The organism is Pseudomonas sp. NPDC087626 (assembly GCF_044743405.1).
In the GTDB taxonomy this organism is placed as follows: Bacteria; Pseudomonadota; Gammaproteobacteria; order Pseudomonadales; family Pseudomonadaceae; genus Aquipseudomonas.
The window spans coordinates 37,170-53,062 of record NZ_JBIUWJ010000001.1 but is presented as its reverse complement, the minus strand read 5'-3'; the positions used below and the strand labels follow the sequence as shown (position 1 = coordinate 53,062).

At 59.9% G+C, this 15,893-nt stretch carries 14 protein-coding genes and 1 pseudogene; 2 read left to right on the top strand and 13 right to left on the bottom strand.

Annotated elements, in window-relative coordinates:
* Positions 1–14: 14 nt before the first annotated feature.
* From ACIOVD_RS00250 to ACIOVD_RS00230, 5 genes and pseudogenes are all read right to left on the bottom strand, one after another.
* Entirely contained in the window at positions 15–1,109 is a 1,095-nt protein-coding gene (locus ACIOVD_RS00250; RefSeq protein WP_095164690.1) for a polyamine ABC transporter substrate-binding protein, read from the bottom strand.
* Positions 1,110–1,367: 258 nt separating this feature from the next.
* Positions 1,368–2,480 (bottom strand): polyamine ABC transporter substrate-binding protein, encoded by a 1,113-nt coding sequence (locus ACIOVD_RS00245; RefSeq protein WP_095164692.1) that lies wholly within the window; start codon positions 2,478–2,480, stop codon positions 1,368–1,370.
* Between the two features lie 168 nt (positions 2,481–2,648).
* Positions 2,649–4,013, bottom strand: a complete 1,365-nt coding sequence (locus ACIOVD_RS00240) for an aspartate aminotransferase family protein (RefSeq protein ID WP_159998479.1) — start codon at positions 4,011–4,013, stop codon at positions 2,649–2,651.
* Positions 4,014–4,068: 55 nt separating this feature from the next.
* Positions 4,069–5,427, bottom strand: a complete 1,359-nt coding sequence (locus ACIOVD_RS00235) for a glutamine synthetase family protein (protein ID WP_095164694.1) — start codon at positions 5,425–5,427, stop codon at positions 4,069–4,071.
* 161 nt (positions 5,428–5,588) lie between these two features.
* A pseudogene (locus tag ACIOVD_RS00230) lies at positions 5,589–5,885 on the bottom strand (gamma-glutamyl-gamma-aminobutyrate hydrolase family protein); the annotation flags it as partial.
* A gap of 278 nt (positions 5,886–6,163) precedes the next feature.
* Here ACIOVD_RS00230 and ACIOVD_RS00225 point away from each other — a divergent pair.
* Positions 6,164–7,540, top strand: a complete 1,377-nt coding sequence (locus ACIOVD_RS00225) for a glutamine synthetase family protein (protein ID WP_320333231.1) — start codon at positions 6,164–6,166, stop codon at positions 7,538–7,540.
* Between the two features lie 230 nt (positions 7,541–7,770).
* Complete coding sequence (locus ACIOVD_RS00220) at positions 7,771–8,421, top strand: TetR/AcrR family transcriptional regulator (protein WP_095164695.1); 651 nt, start codon at positions 7,771–7,773, stop codon at positions 8,419–8,421.
* A 49-nt stretch (positions 8,422–8,470) separates the two neighbouring features.
* Here the strand turns inward: ACIOVD_RS00220 and ACIOVD_RS00215 are convergent, their stop codons facing one another.
* From ACIOVD_RS00215 to ACIOVD_RS00180, 8 genes are all read right to left on the bottom strand, one after another.
* Positions 8,471–8,686: a molybdopterin-binding protein gene (locus tag ACIOVD_RS00215; protein ID WP_003213899.1), complete on the bottom strand. Its 216-nt coding sequence runs from the start codon at positions 8,684–8,686 to the stop codon at positions 8,471–8,473.
* A 120-nt stretch (positions 8,687–8,806) separates the two neighbouring features.
* Positions 8,807–9,613, bottom strand: a complete 807-nt coding sequence (ssuB, locus tag ACIOVD_RS00210; protein ID WP_095164696.1) for an aliphatic sulfonates ABC transporter ATP-binding protein — start codon at positions 9,611–9,613, stop codon at positions 8,807–8,809.
* Entirely contained in the window at positions 9,610–10,398 is a 789-nt protein-coding gene (gene ssuC, locus ACIOVD_RS00205) for an aliphatic sulfonate ABC transporter permease SsuC (RefSeq protein ID WP_159998483.1), read from the bottom strand. Before ssuC ends, ssuB begins: the two co-directional genes overlap by 4 nt.
* Before the next feature lie 8 nt (positions 10,399–10,406).
* On the bottom strand, positions 10,407–11,555 hold the full coding sequence (gene ssuD, locus ACIOVD_RS00200; protein WP_095164698.1) for an FMNH2-dependent alkanesulfonate monooxygenase: 1,149 nt from the start codon (positions 11,553–11,555) through the stop codon (positions 10,407–10,409).
* 25 nt (positions 11,556–11,580) lie between these two features.
* Positions 11,581–12,546 (bottom strand): sulfonate ABC transporter substrate-binding protein, encoded by a 966-nt coding sequence (locus ACIOVD_RS00195; RefSeq protein ID WP_401125437.1) that lies wholly within the window; start codon positions 12,544–12,546, stop codon positions 11,581–11,583.
* Positions 12,547–12,636: 90 nt separating this feature from the next.
* Positions 12,637–13,230 (bottom strand): NADPH-dependent FMN reductase, encoded by a 594-nt coding sequence (ssuE, locus tag ACIOVD_RS00190; protein WP_095164700.1) that lies wholly within the window; start codon positions 13,228–13,230, stop codon positions 12,637–12,639.
* Between the two features lie 347 nt (positions 13,231–13,577).
* Positions 13,578–14,216, bottom strand: coding sequence for a peroxiredoxin (locus tag ACIOVD_RS00185; protein ID WP_401125434.1), 639 nt, complete (start codon positions 14,214–14,216; stop codon positions 13,578–13,580).
* Between the two features lie 283 nt (positions 14,217–14,499).
* Positions 14,500–15,873 carry an OprD family porin gene (locus tag ACIOVD_RS00180; RefSeq protein ID WP_095164702.1) on the bottom strand — a complete coding sequence of 458 codons (1,374 nt, stop codon included), beginning with the start codon at positions 15,871–15,873 and terminating at the stop codon, positions 14,500–14,502.
* Positions 15,874–15,893: the final 20 nt, after the last annotated feature.

Sequence of the window (15,893 nt, the reverse complement as noted above, 5' to 3'; positions counted from 1 at the left end):
TTGAGCCTTTGTCACTATTTACCCGACTTGACCTTGGTCCAGCTGCGGGTCATCAAACGTTGAATGTTCGGTGGCAGCTCGATCGACACGTAGGTCTTGTCGAGGACCGCCTGGGGCGGATACACCGACTCGTCTTCGCGGATCGACTGTTCCATCAATTTGTCCGACCCCGGGTTCGGGTTGGCATAGCCCACGTAATCGCTGACCTGGGCAATCACCTCAGGCTTGAGCAAGTAGTTGATGAAGGCATGGGCTTCTTTGACGTTGGACGAATCCTTGGGAATCGCCAGCATGTCGAACCACAGGGCACCGCCCTCTTTCGGGATCGAGTAGGCGATGTTCACGCCTTTGCCGGCCTCTGCAGCCCGGGCCTTGGCCTGGAACATGTCGCCAGAGAACCCGATGGCCACGCAGATGTCGCCGTTGGCCAGGTCCGCGATGTATTTGGAGGAGTGGAAGTACGTCACGTAAGGCCGCACCGCGAGCAACTTGGCTTCGGCCTTCTTGTAATCGGCAGGGTTGGTGCTATTGGCATCCAGGCCCATGTAGTTGAGGACCGTGGGCATCATTTCATCGGCGGAGTCGAGGAACGCAACGCCACAGCTTTGCAGTTTCTTGATGTTTTGGGGCTCGAATACCGCTGCCCAGGAATCGATCTTGTCGACCCCCAGTACCGCCTTGATTTTATCGACGTTGTAACCGATGCCGTTGGTGCCCCACAGGTACGGCACGGCGTACAAGTTGCCCGGGTCGTTCTGTTCCAGGCGCTTGAGCAGCACCGGGTCGAGGTTGGCGTAGTTGGGCAGTTGCGACTTGTCGAGCTTCTGGAAAGCCCCGGCCTTGATCTGCTTGCCCAGGAAGTGGTTGGACGGCACAACCACGTCATAACCTGTGCGGCCGGCCAGCAACTTGCCTTCCAGGGTTTCGTTGGAATCAAACACGTCATACACCGGCTTGATGCCCGTGGCTTTTTCGAAGTCCGCCAGGGTCGATTCGCCGATGTAGTCCGACCAGTTATAAATATGCACGGTGGGGGCGGCTTGCACACTGACTGCGAGTGTCAGACCGGCGCCAATCAGCATGGTTTTACGAAACAAAGAAATAGGCAAGTGGAGGTCCTCTGAAATAGTTGGGCCCAAGTTGCCCAGCGTTACATGACAGCCATGGCTGCCTGGCAACAAAACCGGCGCGCAACTTACCCTCGATAAACCGATCCAGCAAAACTTTTATGCAGATACACCTGTGGGAGCGAGCCTGCTCGCGATGGTCGTCAACGATAACGATGGGTTCCTGACACCCCGCGGCGCTCTCAGGTTCATCGCGAGCAAACCGCAAGCGGGCACCCGCTCCTACAAGGGTTCTACTTGTTATTTACCCGATTTGATCTTGGTCCAGCTGCGGGTCATGATCCGCTGGGTCGCAGCCGGCAAGTCGGCAATCGCGTACAGCTTGGCCAGGACGTCCGCCGGTGGATAAACACCCGGGTCGCCGGTGATGTCTTTATCGACCAGTGGGGTTGCAGCGGCGTTACCGTTCGGGAAGCGTACGGCGTTGGTAATCTCGGCCATGATTTCCGGCTTCTGCAGGAAGGTCATGAACTTGTAGGCGCCTTCGACGTTCTCGGCATCTTTAGGGATGGCGACCATGTCGTAGAAGCTGCCTGCACCTTCTTTGGGAATGTTGTAGCTGACCTTGACCTTGTCACCGGCTTCACTGGCGCGGGTCTTGGCCTGGTAGATGTCGCCCGAGTAACCGATAGCCACGCAGATGTTGCCGTTGGCCAGGTCGGAAATGTACTTGGAGGAGTGGAAGTAGCCGATCGAAGGACGCACTTTGAGGAACAGCGCTTCAGCTTCGGCCAGTTGTTTTTTATCCTGGCTGTCGGTTGGGTAGCCCAGGTAATGCAGTGCCACCGGAATCATCTCGGTTGGCGAATCCAGGACGCTGATCCCGCATGCTTTGAGCTTGGCGGCGTTTTCCGGCTTGAAGATCAAGTCCCAGGAGTTGGTCGGTGCGTCGTCACCCAGTGCAGCCTTGACCTTCTCGGCGTTAAAGCCGATGCCGATCGAGCCCCACATGTACGGGAAGGCGTGCTCGTTACCCGGGTCGCTGACCGAAACGGCCTTGAGCAAGTCGGTATTGAGGTTTTTCCAGTTCGGCAGCTTGGACTTGTCCAACTTCTGGTAGACACCGGCCTTGATTTGCTTGGCCAGGAAGTTGTTCGACGGCACGACGATGTCGTAGCCGGATTTGCCTGCCAGCAACTTGGCTTCCAGGGTTTCGTTACTGTCGAAGACGTCGTAGACAACCTTGATGCCCGACTCCGCCTCGAACTTCTTGACGGTGTCCGGCGCAATGTAGTCGGACCAGTTGTAAACGTGCAGTACTTTGTCATCTGCCTGAACCGCGCCCGCCATCACGCCCATCAGGGACATGGCAAGGAGTGTCTTGCCTGCGAGCTTTTTACCGAGTGCCTTCATGCGTAATGCTCCAAATTTTTCTTTTTTGAACCACCTGTTCCGCGCCGAACCCGGGCGATTGGAACCGTGGCTAGTCTGGCAACATCCATGGCGGTCTTTCAAGGAAAGGCCAAGCTTTCTGACCGCTCTAAGCGAAAGTTCATACAACTCCCGCTCAGAGCCTAGCACTTAGCCCTGCAACACACTCAGGGTCAGGTCCAGGCACTTGCGTGCCTTGGCCACCAGCTCATCGATTTCTGCCGGTGTGATTACCAGCGGTGGAGCGATGATCATGGTGTCGCCCACTGCGCGCATGATCAGCCCGTTGTCGAAGCAGAACTGCCGGCAGATCATGCCCACACCCTTGCCTTCGTAACGTTTGCGCGTGGCCTTGTCCTGAACCAGTTCGATTGCCCCCAACAGCCCTACTCCGCGAACTTCGCCCACCAAAGGGTGGTCGTTCAGCTCACGCAGACGCTTTTGCAAATACGGTGCCGTTTCTGCGTGGACGCGCTCGATAATTTTTTCGTCGCGCATGATGCGGATGTTTTCCAGGGCCACTGCTGCTGCCACCGGGTGACCGGAGTAAGTAAAGCCGTGGTTGAAATCACCGCCCTCGTTGAGTACCTCGACCACGCTGTCACGCACGATCAGGCCACCCATCGGGATGTAGCCTGAGGTCAGGCCCTTGGCGATGGTCATCATGTCGGGCTTGAGGTCGTAGAAATCGCTACCGAACCACTCACCGGTACGGCCGAAACCACAAATCACCTCATCGGCGACGAACAGGATGTCGTACTTGGCGAGGATTTCCTTGATGCGCGGCCAGTAGCTTTCAGGCGGCACGATCACACCGCCGGCGCCCTGGATCGGCTCGGCAATAAAGGCGCCGACGTTGTCGACACCGACTTCGAGAATCTTTTCTTCCAACTGGTTGGCAGCCCAGATCCCGAATTCTTCCGGGGTCATGTCGCCACCTTCACCGAACCAGTAGGGTTGCGGAATGTGCACGATGCCCGGGATCGGCAAGTCGCCCTGTTCGTGCATATAGGTCATGCCGCCCAGGCTGGCGCCGGCCACGGTCGAACCGTGGTAGCCGTTTTTGCGGCTGATGATGACTTTCTTGTTCGGCTGGCCCTTGATCGCCCAGTAGTGGCGAACCATACGCAGCATGGTGTCGTTGCCTTCGGAGCCGGAACCGGTGAAGAACACGTGGTTCATGCCTTGCGGGGCAATGTCGGCAATCGCCTTGGCCAGTTCCAGCACCGGTGGGTGAGCGGTCTGGAAGAACAGGTTGTAGTACGGCAGCTCGCGCATCTGTTTGCTGGCGGCGTCCGCCAGTTCGTCGCGACCGTAGCCGATCGCCACGCACCACAGGCCGGCCATGCCGTCGAGGATCTTGTTGCCTTCGCTGTCCCACAGGTAAACACCCTTGGCGCTGGTGATGATGCGCGGGCCTTTTTCCTTGAGCTGCTTGAAGTCACTGAACGGCGCCAGGTGATGGTCGTTGCTCAGGCTTTGCCATTCACGGGTTTGCGGGTTGTTGCTAGTCATAAAGCGCTCCTTCCTAGTGAGGTGAGGGTGCGGCTGGTGGGCCGCACCCGGCGTGTCAGACGGCGAATAGCAGGAATTCCCGTTCCCACGAACTGATCACGCGCTTGAAGTTTTCATGCTCGGCCCGCTTGACCGCGACGTAGCCAGTGATGAAGTTGTGACCCAGGTATTTCTCGATGGTCTTGCTGTTTTCCATACGCTCCAGGGCGTCTTCGATGGTCAACGGCAGACGCAGGTTGCGTCGCTCGTAACCACGTCCAACTACCGGGGCGCTTGGGTTGAGGCCTTCGACCATGCCGATGTAGCCGCACAACAGGCTCGCGGCAATCGCCAGGTACGGGTTGGCGTCGGCGCCCGGCAGGCGGTTTTCCACCCGACGGTTCTGTGGCCCCGCATCCGGAACCCGCAGGCCCACGGTGCGGTTCTCTTCGCCCCATTCCACGTTGACCGGTGCCGAGGTGTCCGGCAGGAAGCGGCGGAACGAGTTGACGTTGGGGGCGAACAGCGGCAGCAGTTCAGGGATGAACTTCTGCAGGCCACCAATGTGATTGAGGAACAGCTGGCTCATGGTCCCGTCTTCATTGGAGAAGACGTTCTTGCCAGTCTCGATGTCGATGATGCTCTGGTGCAGGTGCATGGCGCTGCCCGGCTCGCCCGTCATCGGCTTGGCCATGAACGTCGCTGCCACGTCGTGCTTGAGCGCGGCTTCGCGCATGGTGCGCTTGAACACCAGGATCTGGTCGGCCAGGGACAGTGCGTCACCGTGACGGAAGTTGATTTCCATCTGCGCCGTGCCGTCCTCGTGGATCAGCGTGTCCAGGTCCAGCTCCTGCAGTTCGCACCAGTCGTAGACGTCTTCGAACAACGGGTCGAATTCGTTGGCCGCTTCAATGGAGAACGACTGGCGACCGATCTCCGGACGCCCGGAACGGCCGATCGGCGGTTGCAGCGGATAGTCCGGGTCGTCGCTGCGCTTGGTCAGGTAAAACTCCATTTCCGGCGCCACGATCGGCTGCCAGCCCTTGTCGGCATAGAGTTTGAGGACCTTCTTGAGCACGTTGCGCGGCGACAGCTCGATCGGGTTGCCCTGCTTGTCGTAGGTGTCGTGGATCACCTGGGCGGTCGGCTCGATGGCCCAGGGCACGAGGAACACTGCGTTCTGGTCGGGACGGCAGATCATGTCGATGTCGGCCGGGTCGAGCAGCTCGTAATAGATGTCGTCTTCGACATAGTCGCCCGTCACTGTTTGCAGCAGCACACTCTCGGGCAGGCGCATGCCTTTTTCGGCAATGAACTTGTTGGTCGGCGAAATCTTGCCGCGGGTAATCCCGGTCAAGTCGGCGATCATGCATTCGACTTCTGTGATCTTGTGGTCTTTCAACCAATCGGTGAGCTGGTCGAGGTTGTTACTCATAAATGCCTCTGGGCTGAGTGTCCTGACTTCATTAAGAGTCAGGCGATGTTTGACGCATCCGCGTCGCGTTGTCGTGTCTGGGCCATGGTCAAGCCATGCGGGTTAAAGCTTACCTGCCATTGGGGCCTGGTTTGCACACTTGCAGCAAAAGCCGTGCGTGCAGGAACACCAACGCCGGCGCGAATCAATGGGCAGGGAGTGGCAACGCGTGCAGAATCATGAGCAGTTCCCGGCGTACTCGCAGGACCGCTATAGTGAACAGGATCTATATTGGAGGAAGTGCCACTAAAGAGAGGGGCTTCCACAACGTCCAGAATATCGGACGGGGATAGCTGCTCCGGCAACGCCGGCAGGCCCTTGGCCGCCGCGCGGACGGACGTGTCGCCACTGATGTGGCACGCATGCAGACCGATCTGCCTGGAGCAGGTGGTCACGCCGATTGACGGCAGGCGAGACATGAAGCACCCCGGTATTATTGCTGTTATGGGTTTGATTCGAGCTTAGCCTTGTTCATTTTTTTACACAACACCCCCGTAAAAAATACAACACGGCCCGCTCAAGCCTGCGGGCGGCGACGAAGGGAAAGGGATCAAAACGCCCCAAACTGCCTCAAAAATGCCCTTCGAGCGCTTTTTTAGGGCAAAAAAGGCCTCGCTTGACTTCGGCATGCCGTTCGGGTTGACTGGAATCTGAAAAGATCAATGATTGATATTTTTAACAACAAAGGTGTTGCATCATGTCGGTACCCCCGCGTGCCGTTCAGCTTAACGAAGCGAACGCGTTCCTTAAGGAACATCCTGAGGTTCTGTACGTTGACCTTCTGATTGCGGATATGAATGGTGTGGTGCGCGGCAAGCGCATCGAACGCACCAGTCTCCACAAGGTTTACGAGAAAGGCATCAACCTGCCGGCCTCTCTATTTGCTCTGGATATCAATGGTTCGACGGTGGAAAGCACCGGCCTGGGCCTGGACATCGGCGATGCTGACCGAATCTGCTATCCAATCCCCGACACCCTGTGCAATGAGCCTTGGCAAAAGCGCCCTACCGCGCAACTGTTGATGACCATGCACGAACTCGAAGGTGAGCCATTCTTCGCCGACCCGCGTGAAGTACTGGCCAATGTAGTGCGCAAGTTTGACGAAATGGGCCTGACTATCTGCGCCGCCTTCGAACTGGAGTTCTACCTGATCGACCAGGAGAACGTGAACGGTCGCCCGCAACCCCCTCGCTCGCCGGTTTCCGGCAAACGCCCGCACTCGACACAGGTCTACCTGATCGACGACCTCGACGAATACGTCGACTGCCTCCAGGACATCCTGGAAGGTGCGAAGGAGCAAGGCATCCCGGCTGACGCCATCGTCAAGGAAAGTGCTCCGGCGCAGTTCGAAGTCAACCTGCACCACGTTGCCGACCCGATCAAGGCCTGCGACTACGCGGTACTGCTCAAGCGTCTGATCAAGAACATCGCCTACGACCATGAGATGGACACCACCTTCATGGCCAAGCCTTACCCAGGCCAGGCGGGTAATGGTCTGCACGTCCACATCTCGATCCTTGATAAAGACGGCAAGAATATTTTTGCCAGTGAGGATCCCGAGCAGAACGCCGCACTGCGTCACGCGATCGGCGGTGTGCTCGAGACCCTACCGGCGCAGATGGCTTTCCTCTGCCCGAACGTCAACTCCTACCGTCGTTTCGGCGCACAGTTCTACGTGCCGAACTCGCCGTGCTGGGGCCTGGACAACCGCACCGTGGCGATTCGTGTGCCAACCGGTTCCTCCGATGCCGTGCGCATCGAACACCGCGTGGCCGGCGCCGATGCCAACCCGTACCTGCTGATGGCTTCGGTCCTGGCAGGCGTGCACCACGGCCTGGTCAACAAGATCGAGCCTGGCGCACCGGTGGAAGGCAACAGCTACGAGCAGAACGAGCAAAGCCTGCCGAACAACCTGCGCGATGCATTGCGCGAGCTGGACGACAGCGAAGTCATGGCCAGGTACATCGATCCGAAATACATCGATATCTTCGTGGCCTGTAAAGAGAGCGAGCTGGAGGAATTCGAACACTCCATCTCCGACCTCGAGTACAACTGGTACCTGCATACCGTGTAAGCGGTTGCAGTAAAAAAAACGCCATCGTGCCTAATTGGCCGATGGCGTTTTTTTTATGGCCGCCTTTGGCGAATCGTCGGAGCGCCGCCATCGCGAGCAAGCTCGCTCCCACAGGGCCTTGTTTAGCACCCGGATACTGCGTGCGTAGCAGATCCTTGCTCGCGATGGCGGCCGACGAGACAACACACAACCCGACTCGTACAATGCCCCCTGCCCTGCAGGAGACTTCAATGACCCGGCCCGCCACTCTTCGTAAACCACGCGCCCGCAGCCAGGCGCGAATCGATTCGATCCTCGATGCCGCCCGCACACTGCTGGCCGCCGAAGGCGTGGCCAGTTTGTCGATCTACAGTGTCGCCGAGCGCGCGGAGATCCCGCCCTCCTCCGTCTACCATTTCTTCGCCAGCGTCCCGGCCTTGCTCGAAGCCCTGACGGCCGACGTCCACGCCGCGTTCCGCGCCTGCCTGCAAGCACCTATCGACCATGACACCCTCAGTGGCTGGCGTGATCTGTCGCGGCTGGTCGAGCAACGCATGCTGCAGATCTACAGCGAAGACGCCGCCGCCCGCCAGTTGATCCTGGCCCAGCACGGGCTCACCGAAGTCACCCAGGCCGACCGCCAGCACGACCTCGAACTGGGCGACCTGATGCACACCCTCTTCGACCAGCACTTTGCACTGCCAGCGCTGCCCACCGACGTCGACGTGTTTGCCCTGGCCATGGAGCTGGGTGATCGGGTGTATGCGCGCTCGGTGCAGCAGCATGGGCAGATCACCCCGCGCATGGCGGAGGAAGGGATGCGGGTGTTTGATGCGTACCTGGGGTTGTATCTGCCGCCTTACCTGCCTAAACGCGCTGGTAATCCCCCAGCAAGCCCATAAAAAAACCCCGAAGGGCTCACACCCTTCGGGGTTGTTCGTAGCGCACGGCTTACAACTTGGCGATCGAGACCTCGGTGGACTTTACGAAGGCGATCACTTCGCTGCCGATCACCAGTTCCAGCTCCTTGACCGAGCGGGTGGTGATCACCGAGGTGACGATACCGGAAGCGGTTTGCACGTCGATTTCCGACAACACATCGCCTTCGACGATTTCCTTGATGGTGCCTTTGAACTGGTTGCGAACGTTAATGGCTTTGATAGTCATGATATTTCTCCTGAGGTCGAAACAAGCTGTGAGCTGCGAGCTGCGAGCCTCAAGCGACAAGCAAAAGCACAGCGCTTTTACTTGCAGCTTGTAGCTTGCCGCTCGAAGCTCGAAGCTCCTTCATTGAGCCCAGCGCAATTGCGTGGGCAAGGGTGAAACAGGTTCCGGCTCGGGCGGTACGCCCGGCAGGGCCAACACTCGGTTGAGCACTTCGGTTTCCAGCGCTGCCAGTCGATGTGAACCGCGAACCCGAGGGCGCGGCAACTCGACGTGCAGGTCCAGGCCAATCTCGCCCTCTTCGATCAGCAGCACCCGGTCGGCAATCGCCACGGCTTCGCTGACATCGTGGGTCACCAGCAACACGGTAAAACCATGCTGCTGCCACAGGCGCTCAATCAGTTGCTGCATTTCAATCCGGGTCAGGGCGTCCAGGGCACCCAGCGGCTCATCGAGCAACAGCAGGCGCGGCTGGTGGATCAGTGCCCGGGCCAGGGCCACCCGTTGTTTCTGCCCGCCGGACAATGCCGCCGGCCACTCATCGGCGCGGTCGGCCAGGCCCACCGCTTCCAGGGCATCCAGGGCCTGCTGGCGCCAGTTGCCCTTGAGGCCGAGACCGACGTTGTCGATGACCTTTTTCCAGGGCAGCAAACGCGCCTCCTGGAACATCAGCCGGGTGTCCTCCCGGGCCTCGCTGAGCGCTGCCGAGCCCGCCAGCAATTGTCCGTCCGTTGGCTGGTCGAGGCCGGCGAGCAAGCGCAGCAAAGTGCTTTTGCCGCAGCCGCTACGACCGACCACCGCGACGAACTGACCGGCCGGAATATGCAGGTCGATGTCGCGCAGCACTTGCCGCGCACCAAAGGTCTTTTGCAGCTTGCGCACCACCAGGGGAATCCCGCGCAGCAGGCGCGGCGGTTGTTGAGCCGTCATGCTGCATCTCCCTTGGCCACTTGATAGGCCGGATGCCAGCGCAGCCACACCCGTTCCAGGCCTCGGGCCGCGAGGTCGGCCAATTTGCCGAGTACCGCATAGAGCACAATCGCCAGCACCACCACGTCGGTCTGCAGGAACTCCCGGGCATTCATCGCCAGGTAGCCAATGCCGGAGCTGGCCGAGATGGTTTCGGCCACGATCAGCGTCAACCACATGAAGCCCAGGGCAAAACGCACCCCCACCAGAATCGACGGCAACGCACCCGGCAGAATCACCTGGCGAAACAGGCTGAAACCGCTCAAGCCATAGCTGCGCGCCATTTCCACCAGCGCCGGGTCGACGTTACGAATGCCGTGGTAGGTATTGAGGTAGATCGGGAACAACGTGCCCAGGGCCACCAGGAAAATCTTCGCCGACTCGTCGATGCCGAACCACAGGATCACCAGCGGAATCAGCGCCAGATGCGGCACGTTGCGGATCATCTGCACCGAACTGTCGAGCAGGCGTTCACCCCACTTTGACAGGCCGGTGATGAAACCCAGCACCAGGCCGATGCCGCCGCCGATGACAAATCCGAGGCCAGCACGCCAGCCGCTGATGGCCAGGTGTTTCCAGATTTCGCCGCTTTGCACCAGGCTCACGCCCGCCTCGATCACCGCGATCGGAGCCGGCAGAATCCGCGTCGACAACCAGCCCGCCGACACCGACAACTGCCACACCGCCAGCAACAGCACCGGCAGGGCCCAGGGCGCGAGACTGTGGATAAGGGTTTGCTTCTTCATGGCGCGCCTCAGCTCTGGGACGCGGCTTTGGGAAGAATGTCGTTGGCGACCATTTCACCGAACGGACTGACGTAACCGCCCGTTTTTGGCAACTCGGGACGTTCGATGTCGAGGTGCGGGAACAGCAGTTCGGCCACCCGGTACGACTCTTCCAGGTGTGGATAACCGGAGAAGATGAAGGTGTCGATGCCCAGGTCCGCGTACTCCTTGACCCGTGCTGCCACGGTCGGGCCATCGCCGACCAGCGCCGTGCCGGCACCGCCACGGACCAGGCCGACACCGGCCCACAGGTTCGGGCTGACTTCCAGGTTGTCGCGGCTGCCACCGTGCAGCGCAGCCATGCGTTGCTGGCCCACCGAGTCAAAGCGCGCCAACGATGCCTGCGCCCGGGCAATAGTGTCGTCATCCAGATGGGAAATCAGCCGGTCCGCGGCCTGCCAGGCTTCGTCATTGGTTTCGCGCACGATCACGTGCAGGCGAATGCCGAAGCGTACGGTACGGCCCAGCTTGGCTGCCTTCTCCCGCACTTGCGCGATTTTCTCGGCAACCGCGGCCGGTGGCTCGCCCCAGGTCAAGACCATTTCAACCTGCTCGGCCGCCAGGTCCTGCGCCGCTTCGGAAGAGCCGCCGAAGTACAGCGGTGGACGTGGTTGCTGGATCGGCGGATAGAGCAATTTGGCGCCTTTGACGCTGATGTGTTGTCCGTCGTAATCGACGGTTTCGCCTTCCAGCACGCGGCGCCAGATCCGGGTGAATTCCACGCTGGCCTGATAACGCTCTTCGTGACTGAGGAACAAGCCATCGCCCGCCAACTCTTCCGGGTCACCGCCGGTCACCAGGTTGAACAGCGCCCGGCCCCCGGACAACCGATCCAGGGTCGCCGCCTGACGCGCCGCCACCGTCGGCGAAATGATCCCTGGGCGCAGGGCGACCAGGAACTTCAGGCGCTGGGTCACCGGGATCAGCGAGGCCGCCACCAGCCACGAGTCTTCGCAGGAGCGTCCGGTAGGGATCAACACCCCGCCAAAACCCAGGCGATCCGCCGCCTGAGCGACTTGTTGCAGGTAGCCATGGTCAACGGCGCGCGCGCCTTCGGCGGTGCCAAGGTAATGGCCGTCGCCGTGGGTAGGCAGGAACCAGAAAATATTGAGGCTCATGGAGTGGTCTCCTTGGAAAGTCGGGTTACTGGGTTTTGGCAACGGTCGCCGGCGGCGTCCAGATCACGTCTTTGATGCTCAAGGGTTTAGGGATCAACTTGAGCTGGTAGAAGCTGTCGGCGATTTTCTGCTGCGCCGCGACCACTTCCGGCGTCAGGAAGTGCGCACCGTAGCCCTGGCGCTTCACCGAGGTCAGGGTGATGTCGGCGGGCAGGCCGAGCAGTGGCGCCACCTGTTTGGTCACATCCTCGGGGTTGGCCTGGGACCACTCACCGACGGCGCGCACTTGCTCCACCAGGGTCTTGATCACGGCCGGGTGCTGCTCGGCGTAAGGCTTGGTGGCCAGGTAGAATTGGTGGTTGTCGACGATGCCTTTGCCATCACGCAGGGTGCGTGCCTGCAGTTGCTGTTCGGCGGCAGCCTGGTACGGGTCCCAGATCACCCAGGCGTCGACGCTGCCACGCTCGAATGCCGCACGGGCATCGGCTGGGGGCAGGAATACGGTCTGGATGTCGCTGTATTTGAGGCCGGCGTCTTCCAGGGCGCGCACCAGCAGGTAGTGCACGTTGGAGCCCTTGTTGAGCACGACTTTCTTGCCCTTGAGGTCCTGTACCGATTTGATCGCCGAGTCCTTCGGCACCAGGATCGCTTCACTGTGGGGAGCGGGCGGCTCGTAGGCGACATAGAGCAGATCGGCACCGGCGGCCTGGGCGAACACTGGCGGGGTTTCGCCGGTCACGCCGAAGTCGATGGAGCCGACGTTCAAGCCCTCGAGCAGTTGCGGGCCACCGGGGAATTCGGTCCATTGCACGTCGACGCCTTGGGCGGCGAGGCTTTTCTCCAGGGTGCCCTTGGCTTTGAGCAGCACCAGGGTGCCGTATTTCTGATAGCCGATACGTAACGTCTCGGCCTGAGCTTGAGTAATGGCGCCGAAGGACACAGCCGCAGCAAACAGAGCGACCAGACCGCGACGCAAAATGACAGGGCGCATGGCGCTCTCCTTTTTGCAGTGGGGTTGTGGCTGCACCTGCTTGCCCGTTAGCGGGCGAGTAAGGCCAGTACTTCAAACTTCGGGTAGGACTCAAATGCTCCAGCGAGCACTCAACAAACGTTCATTCAACAGGTGTGGATCGAGCGGCTTCGGACGGCGGGCCATGGCGCTGAAAAACTGCTCCAGGGCCTCGTTCAACCGTTGCTCCAACTCCGGTGCCAACTTCGCCTGGGCACTGCCTTCGCCATAGGCGATCTGGTTGTCTTCGGCAAAGATGCCATGCAGCATTTCCTGGGCCTTGAGCGCCGACAGCACCGGCTTGAGGGCGTAATCCACCGCCAGCATGTGGGCGATACTGCCACCCGTGGCCATTGGCAGTACCACCTTGTGGCTCAGGGCGCGCTCAGGCAGCAGGTCCAGCACGGTTTTCAGTGCGCCCGAAAAGGACGCCTTGTAGACCGGCGTGGCGATCAGCAGGCCATCGGCATTGGCAATCTGTTGCAGCAGGTCGATCACCTTCGGGCTGTCGAAGCGGGCATGCAGCAAGTCTTCGGCCGGGAAGTCCCGTACCTGGTAACTCACCACTTCCACCCCCTGTTGTTGCAACCAACGCTGGGAGCGATCCAGCAGCACTCCGGAGCGGGAGCGTTGGCTGGGACTTCCTCCGAGTGAGACGACCAGCATTACCTTGATTCCTTGCATGTAGTGGGCGATTCGCAGCTTGCGATCTCGCGGTGTTGGAGTGACCTTAACAGGTGATTCATATATCTATAAATCATATTTATTCATTTGTTTATACTCAAAATGAATATACAAAACTGCCTTTACGCGGGCATAAAAAAAGGCCGTCGAAACGGCCTGAAAACCCCCTGCATTGTGATTCTGGTTCCGGCGGATGCTTACGGTGATTGGTCCGGCCCCTTCGCGGGCAAGCGGAGCGCCGCCCGGCCCGCTCCCACAGGTTATGTGCGATGCATTGCGTTCCGCTTGCCCGCGATGGGTTTATAAGGCGCGCCACGAGAGCTGGCGAATTACCGATTAGGCTGCGGCGTCAGGCGCAGGTACGGCTTCACCGCGCGGTAACCTTTGGGAAAGCGCTGGGCGATCTCTGCTTCGTCCTTGAGCGAGGGCACAATCACCACTTCATCACCGTCCTGCCAGTTGGCCGGCGTGGCCACCTTGTAATGGTCGGTGAGTTGCAGCGAGTCGATCACCCGCAGGATTTCGTTGAAATTGCGCCCGGTGCTGGCCGGATAGGTGATGGTCAGCCGAACCTTCTTGTTCGGGTCGATCACGAACAGCGAGCGCACGGTCAGGGTGTCGTTGGCGTTCGGGTGGATCAGGTCGTAGAGGTCCGAGACCTTGCGATCGGCGTCCGCCAGGATCGGGAAGTTGACCTGGGTGTCCTGGGTTTCGTTGATGTCTTCGATCCAGCGGTGGTGTGAGTCCACCGGGTCGACAGACAGGGCAATGGCCTTGACCCCGCGCTGGGCAAATTGATCCTTTAGCTTGGCGGTAAACCCCAGCTCCGTGGTGCACACCGGTGTGAAGTCCGCCGGATGGGAAAACAGCACGCCCCAGCTATCGCCCAGCCACTCGTGGAAGCGAATGGTGCCGGCGCTGGAATCCTGTTCGAAATCGGGGGCGATGTCGCCCAGTCTGAGGCTCATGGTGCTGCTCCTGATGAGTGCGGAATGAGCCCACTGTGCCTAGAATTTTTGCTAATTAAAAAGAATAAATATCGATTTATTTATAACTGTAACGAATATTAAATATCTGTTCACTGGACGCCCGCGCCCGCAGCGACCACGCTGCTGCCCAAGGTTCGAGAAGGCCTTGAGTTGCTGTAAAGAGGGAAGCTGGCGGGCACACGGGGGTGGGTCTGCCGGCAAACAAAAGCCCCGCCAGGCGCAATGCCTGGCGGGGCTTTTTTTATCAGTCTGGCGAGCGCTGTTACAACAGCGGGATCGAGTAGCTGACGATCAGGCGGTTTTCATCCTGGTCGCGTTGACCCGGGATGTCGTTGCGCCACATGGCGTTTTTCCAGGTCAGACCCAGGTTCTTCAGCGGGCCCTGCGGAATCACGTAAGCCACGGTCAGGTCGCGTTCCCACTCGCTGGCGCCAGTGGCGTTGACTTTGGTCTGTGGTTTGCTGGTGCCGACGTTACCCGAGGTGTCGATGTCGTCGCCACGCAGGTAGACGATACCCGCGGTCAGGCCAGGTGCGCCCACTTGAGCGAAGTCATAGGAGTAGCGAGCTTGCCAGGTACGTTCGCCAGCACGGGCAAACTTGGCAATCTGCATGTCGGTAGTCAGGTAAGCCGACGAGCCATCACCCTGGTTCAGCCAAGGGAAATCGCTGTCGCCGTTGCTGACCTGGTAACCGCCACCGAAGGTGTGACCGGATACCGTGTACAGCAGCAAGCCGCTGAACAGGTTGTTGTCGACCTTGCCCTTGGTGATGCCAGTGCCGTAGTCACCGGTGGTGTAGTAGGCCGGATCGTTGCCGTTGGCACCGTCATCGCGGCTGTTGAAGTAACGGAAGTCCGACTTCAGCACGCCCGGGCCGATTGCCCAGTTGTGTACCAGGCCCAGGAAGTGTTGCTTGTAGAAATCGTCCAGGTTGCCGTAGTAGTACTGTGCGGTCAGGTCCTTGGTGATCTTGTAGTCACCGCCGCCGTAGATGAACTTGTTGCTGTCGCGACCCGAAGCAGTTGGGCTGTTGGCGCCAGCAATCGACAGTTCTTCGTTGTTGCTGGAGTTACGACCTTTGGCGTGCTCGATCTGGCCACCGACCAGGGTCAGGTCCTTGATCTCGTTGGTGGTGATCTGGCCGCCCTGGAAGGTTTGCGGCAGCAGGCGACCGTCGTTGGTCACGATCACCGGCAGTTTTGGCTGCAGGGTGCCGAGTTTCAGTTCGGTCTGGGAGATCTTGGCCTTGGCGGTCAGGCCCAGGCTCGAGAAGTTGTCCACGGCTTCACCGTTGGACTTGCTCGGGAACACAGTGCCGCCGTAGGAGGTTGCGGTGGCGCCGTTGGTGCCGCCGCCGGAGTCCAGCTTCACGCCCACCAGGCCGATGGCATCCAGACCGAAGCCCACGGTGCCCTGGGTGTAACCCGAGGTGAAGCGCAGATCGAAGCCTTGGCCCCATTCTTCCTGCTTGTTCTGTGCACCAGCGGCTTTGGTGTTGTTGTCGCGGTTATCGGTGTTGATGTAGAAGTTGCGCAGGCCCAGGGTGGCCTTGCTGTCTTCGATAAAACCGGCGGCGCCTGCCTGCTGCGCGACAACCCCTACGGCCACTGCCAGGGCCAAGGTGGACTTGTTCATGTTTCACTCCTCTCGTTTCT

Bases quoted from the DNA above. Each gene is read 5' to 3' on its own strand.
- ACIOVD_RS00245 (WP_095164692.1), bottom strand. From the start codon at position 2,480: ATGAAGGCACTCGGTAAAAAGCTCGCAGGCAAGACACTCCTTGCCATG.
- ACIOVD_RS00240 (WP_159998479.1), bottom strand. From the start codon at position 4,013: ATGACTAGCAACAACCCGCAAACCCGTGAATGGCAAAGCCTGAGCAAC.
- ACIOVD_RS00235 (WP_095164694.1), bottom strand. From the start codon at position 5,427: ATGAGTAACAACCTCGACCAGCTCACCGATTGGTTGAAAGACCACAAG.
- ACIOVD_RS00225 (WP_320333231.1), top strand. From the start codon at position 6,164: ATGTCGGTACCCCCGCGTGCCGTTCAGCTTAACGAAGCGAACGCGTTC.
- ACIOVD_RS00220 (WP_095164695.1), top strand. From the start codon at position 7,771: ATGACCCGGCCCGCCACTCTTCGTAAACCACGCGCCCGCAGCCAGGCG.
- ACIOVD_RS00215 (WP_003213899.1), bottom strand. From the start codon at position 8,686: ATGACTATCAAAGCCATTAACGTTCGCAACCAGTTCAAAGGCACCATC.
- ssuB (WP_095164696.1), bottom strand. From the start codon at position 9,613: ATGACGGCTCAACAACCGCCGCGCCTGCTGCGCGGGATTCCCCTGGTG.
- ssuC (WP_159998483.1), bottom strand. From the start codon at position 10,398: ATGAAGAAGCAAACCCTTATCCACAGTCTCGCGCCCTGGGCCCTGCCG.
- ssuD (WP_095164698.1), bottom strand. From the start codon at position 11,555: ATGAGCCTCAATATTTTCTGGTTCCTGCCTACCCACGGCGACGGCCAT.
- ACIOVD_RS00195 (WP_401125437.1), bottom strand. From the start codon at position 12,546: ATGCGCCCTGTCATTTTGCGTCGCGGTCTGGTCGCTCTGTTTGCTGCG.
- ssuE (WP_095164700.1), bottom strand. From the start codon at position 13,230: ATGCTGGTCGTCTCACTCGGAGGAAGTCCCAGCCAACGCTCCCGCTCC.
- ACIOVD_RS00185 (WP_401125434.1), bottom strand. From the start codon at position 14,216: ATGAGCCTCAGACTGGGCGACATCGCCCCCGATTTCGAACAGGATTCC.
- ACIOVD_RS00180 (WP_095164702.1), bottom strand. From the start codon at position 15,873: ATGAACAAGTCCACCTTGGCCCTGGCAGTGGCCGTAGGGGTTGTCGCG.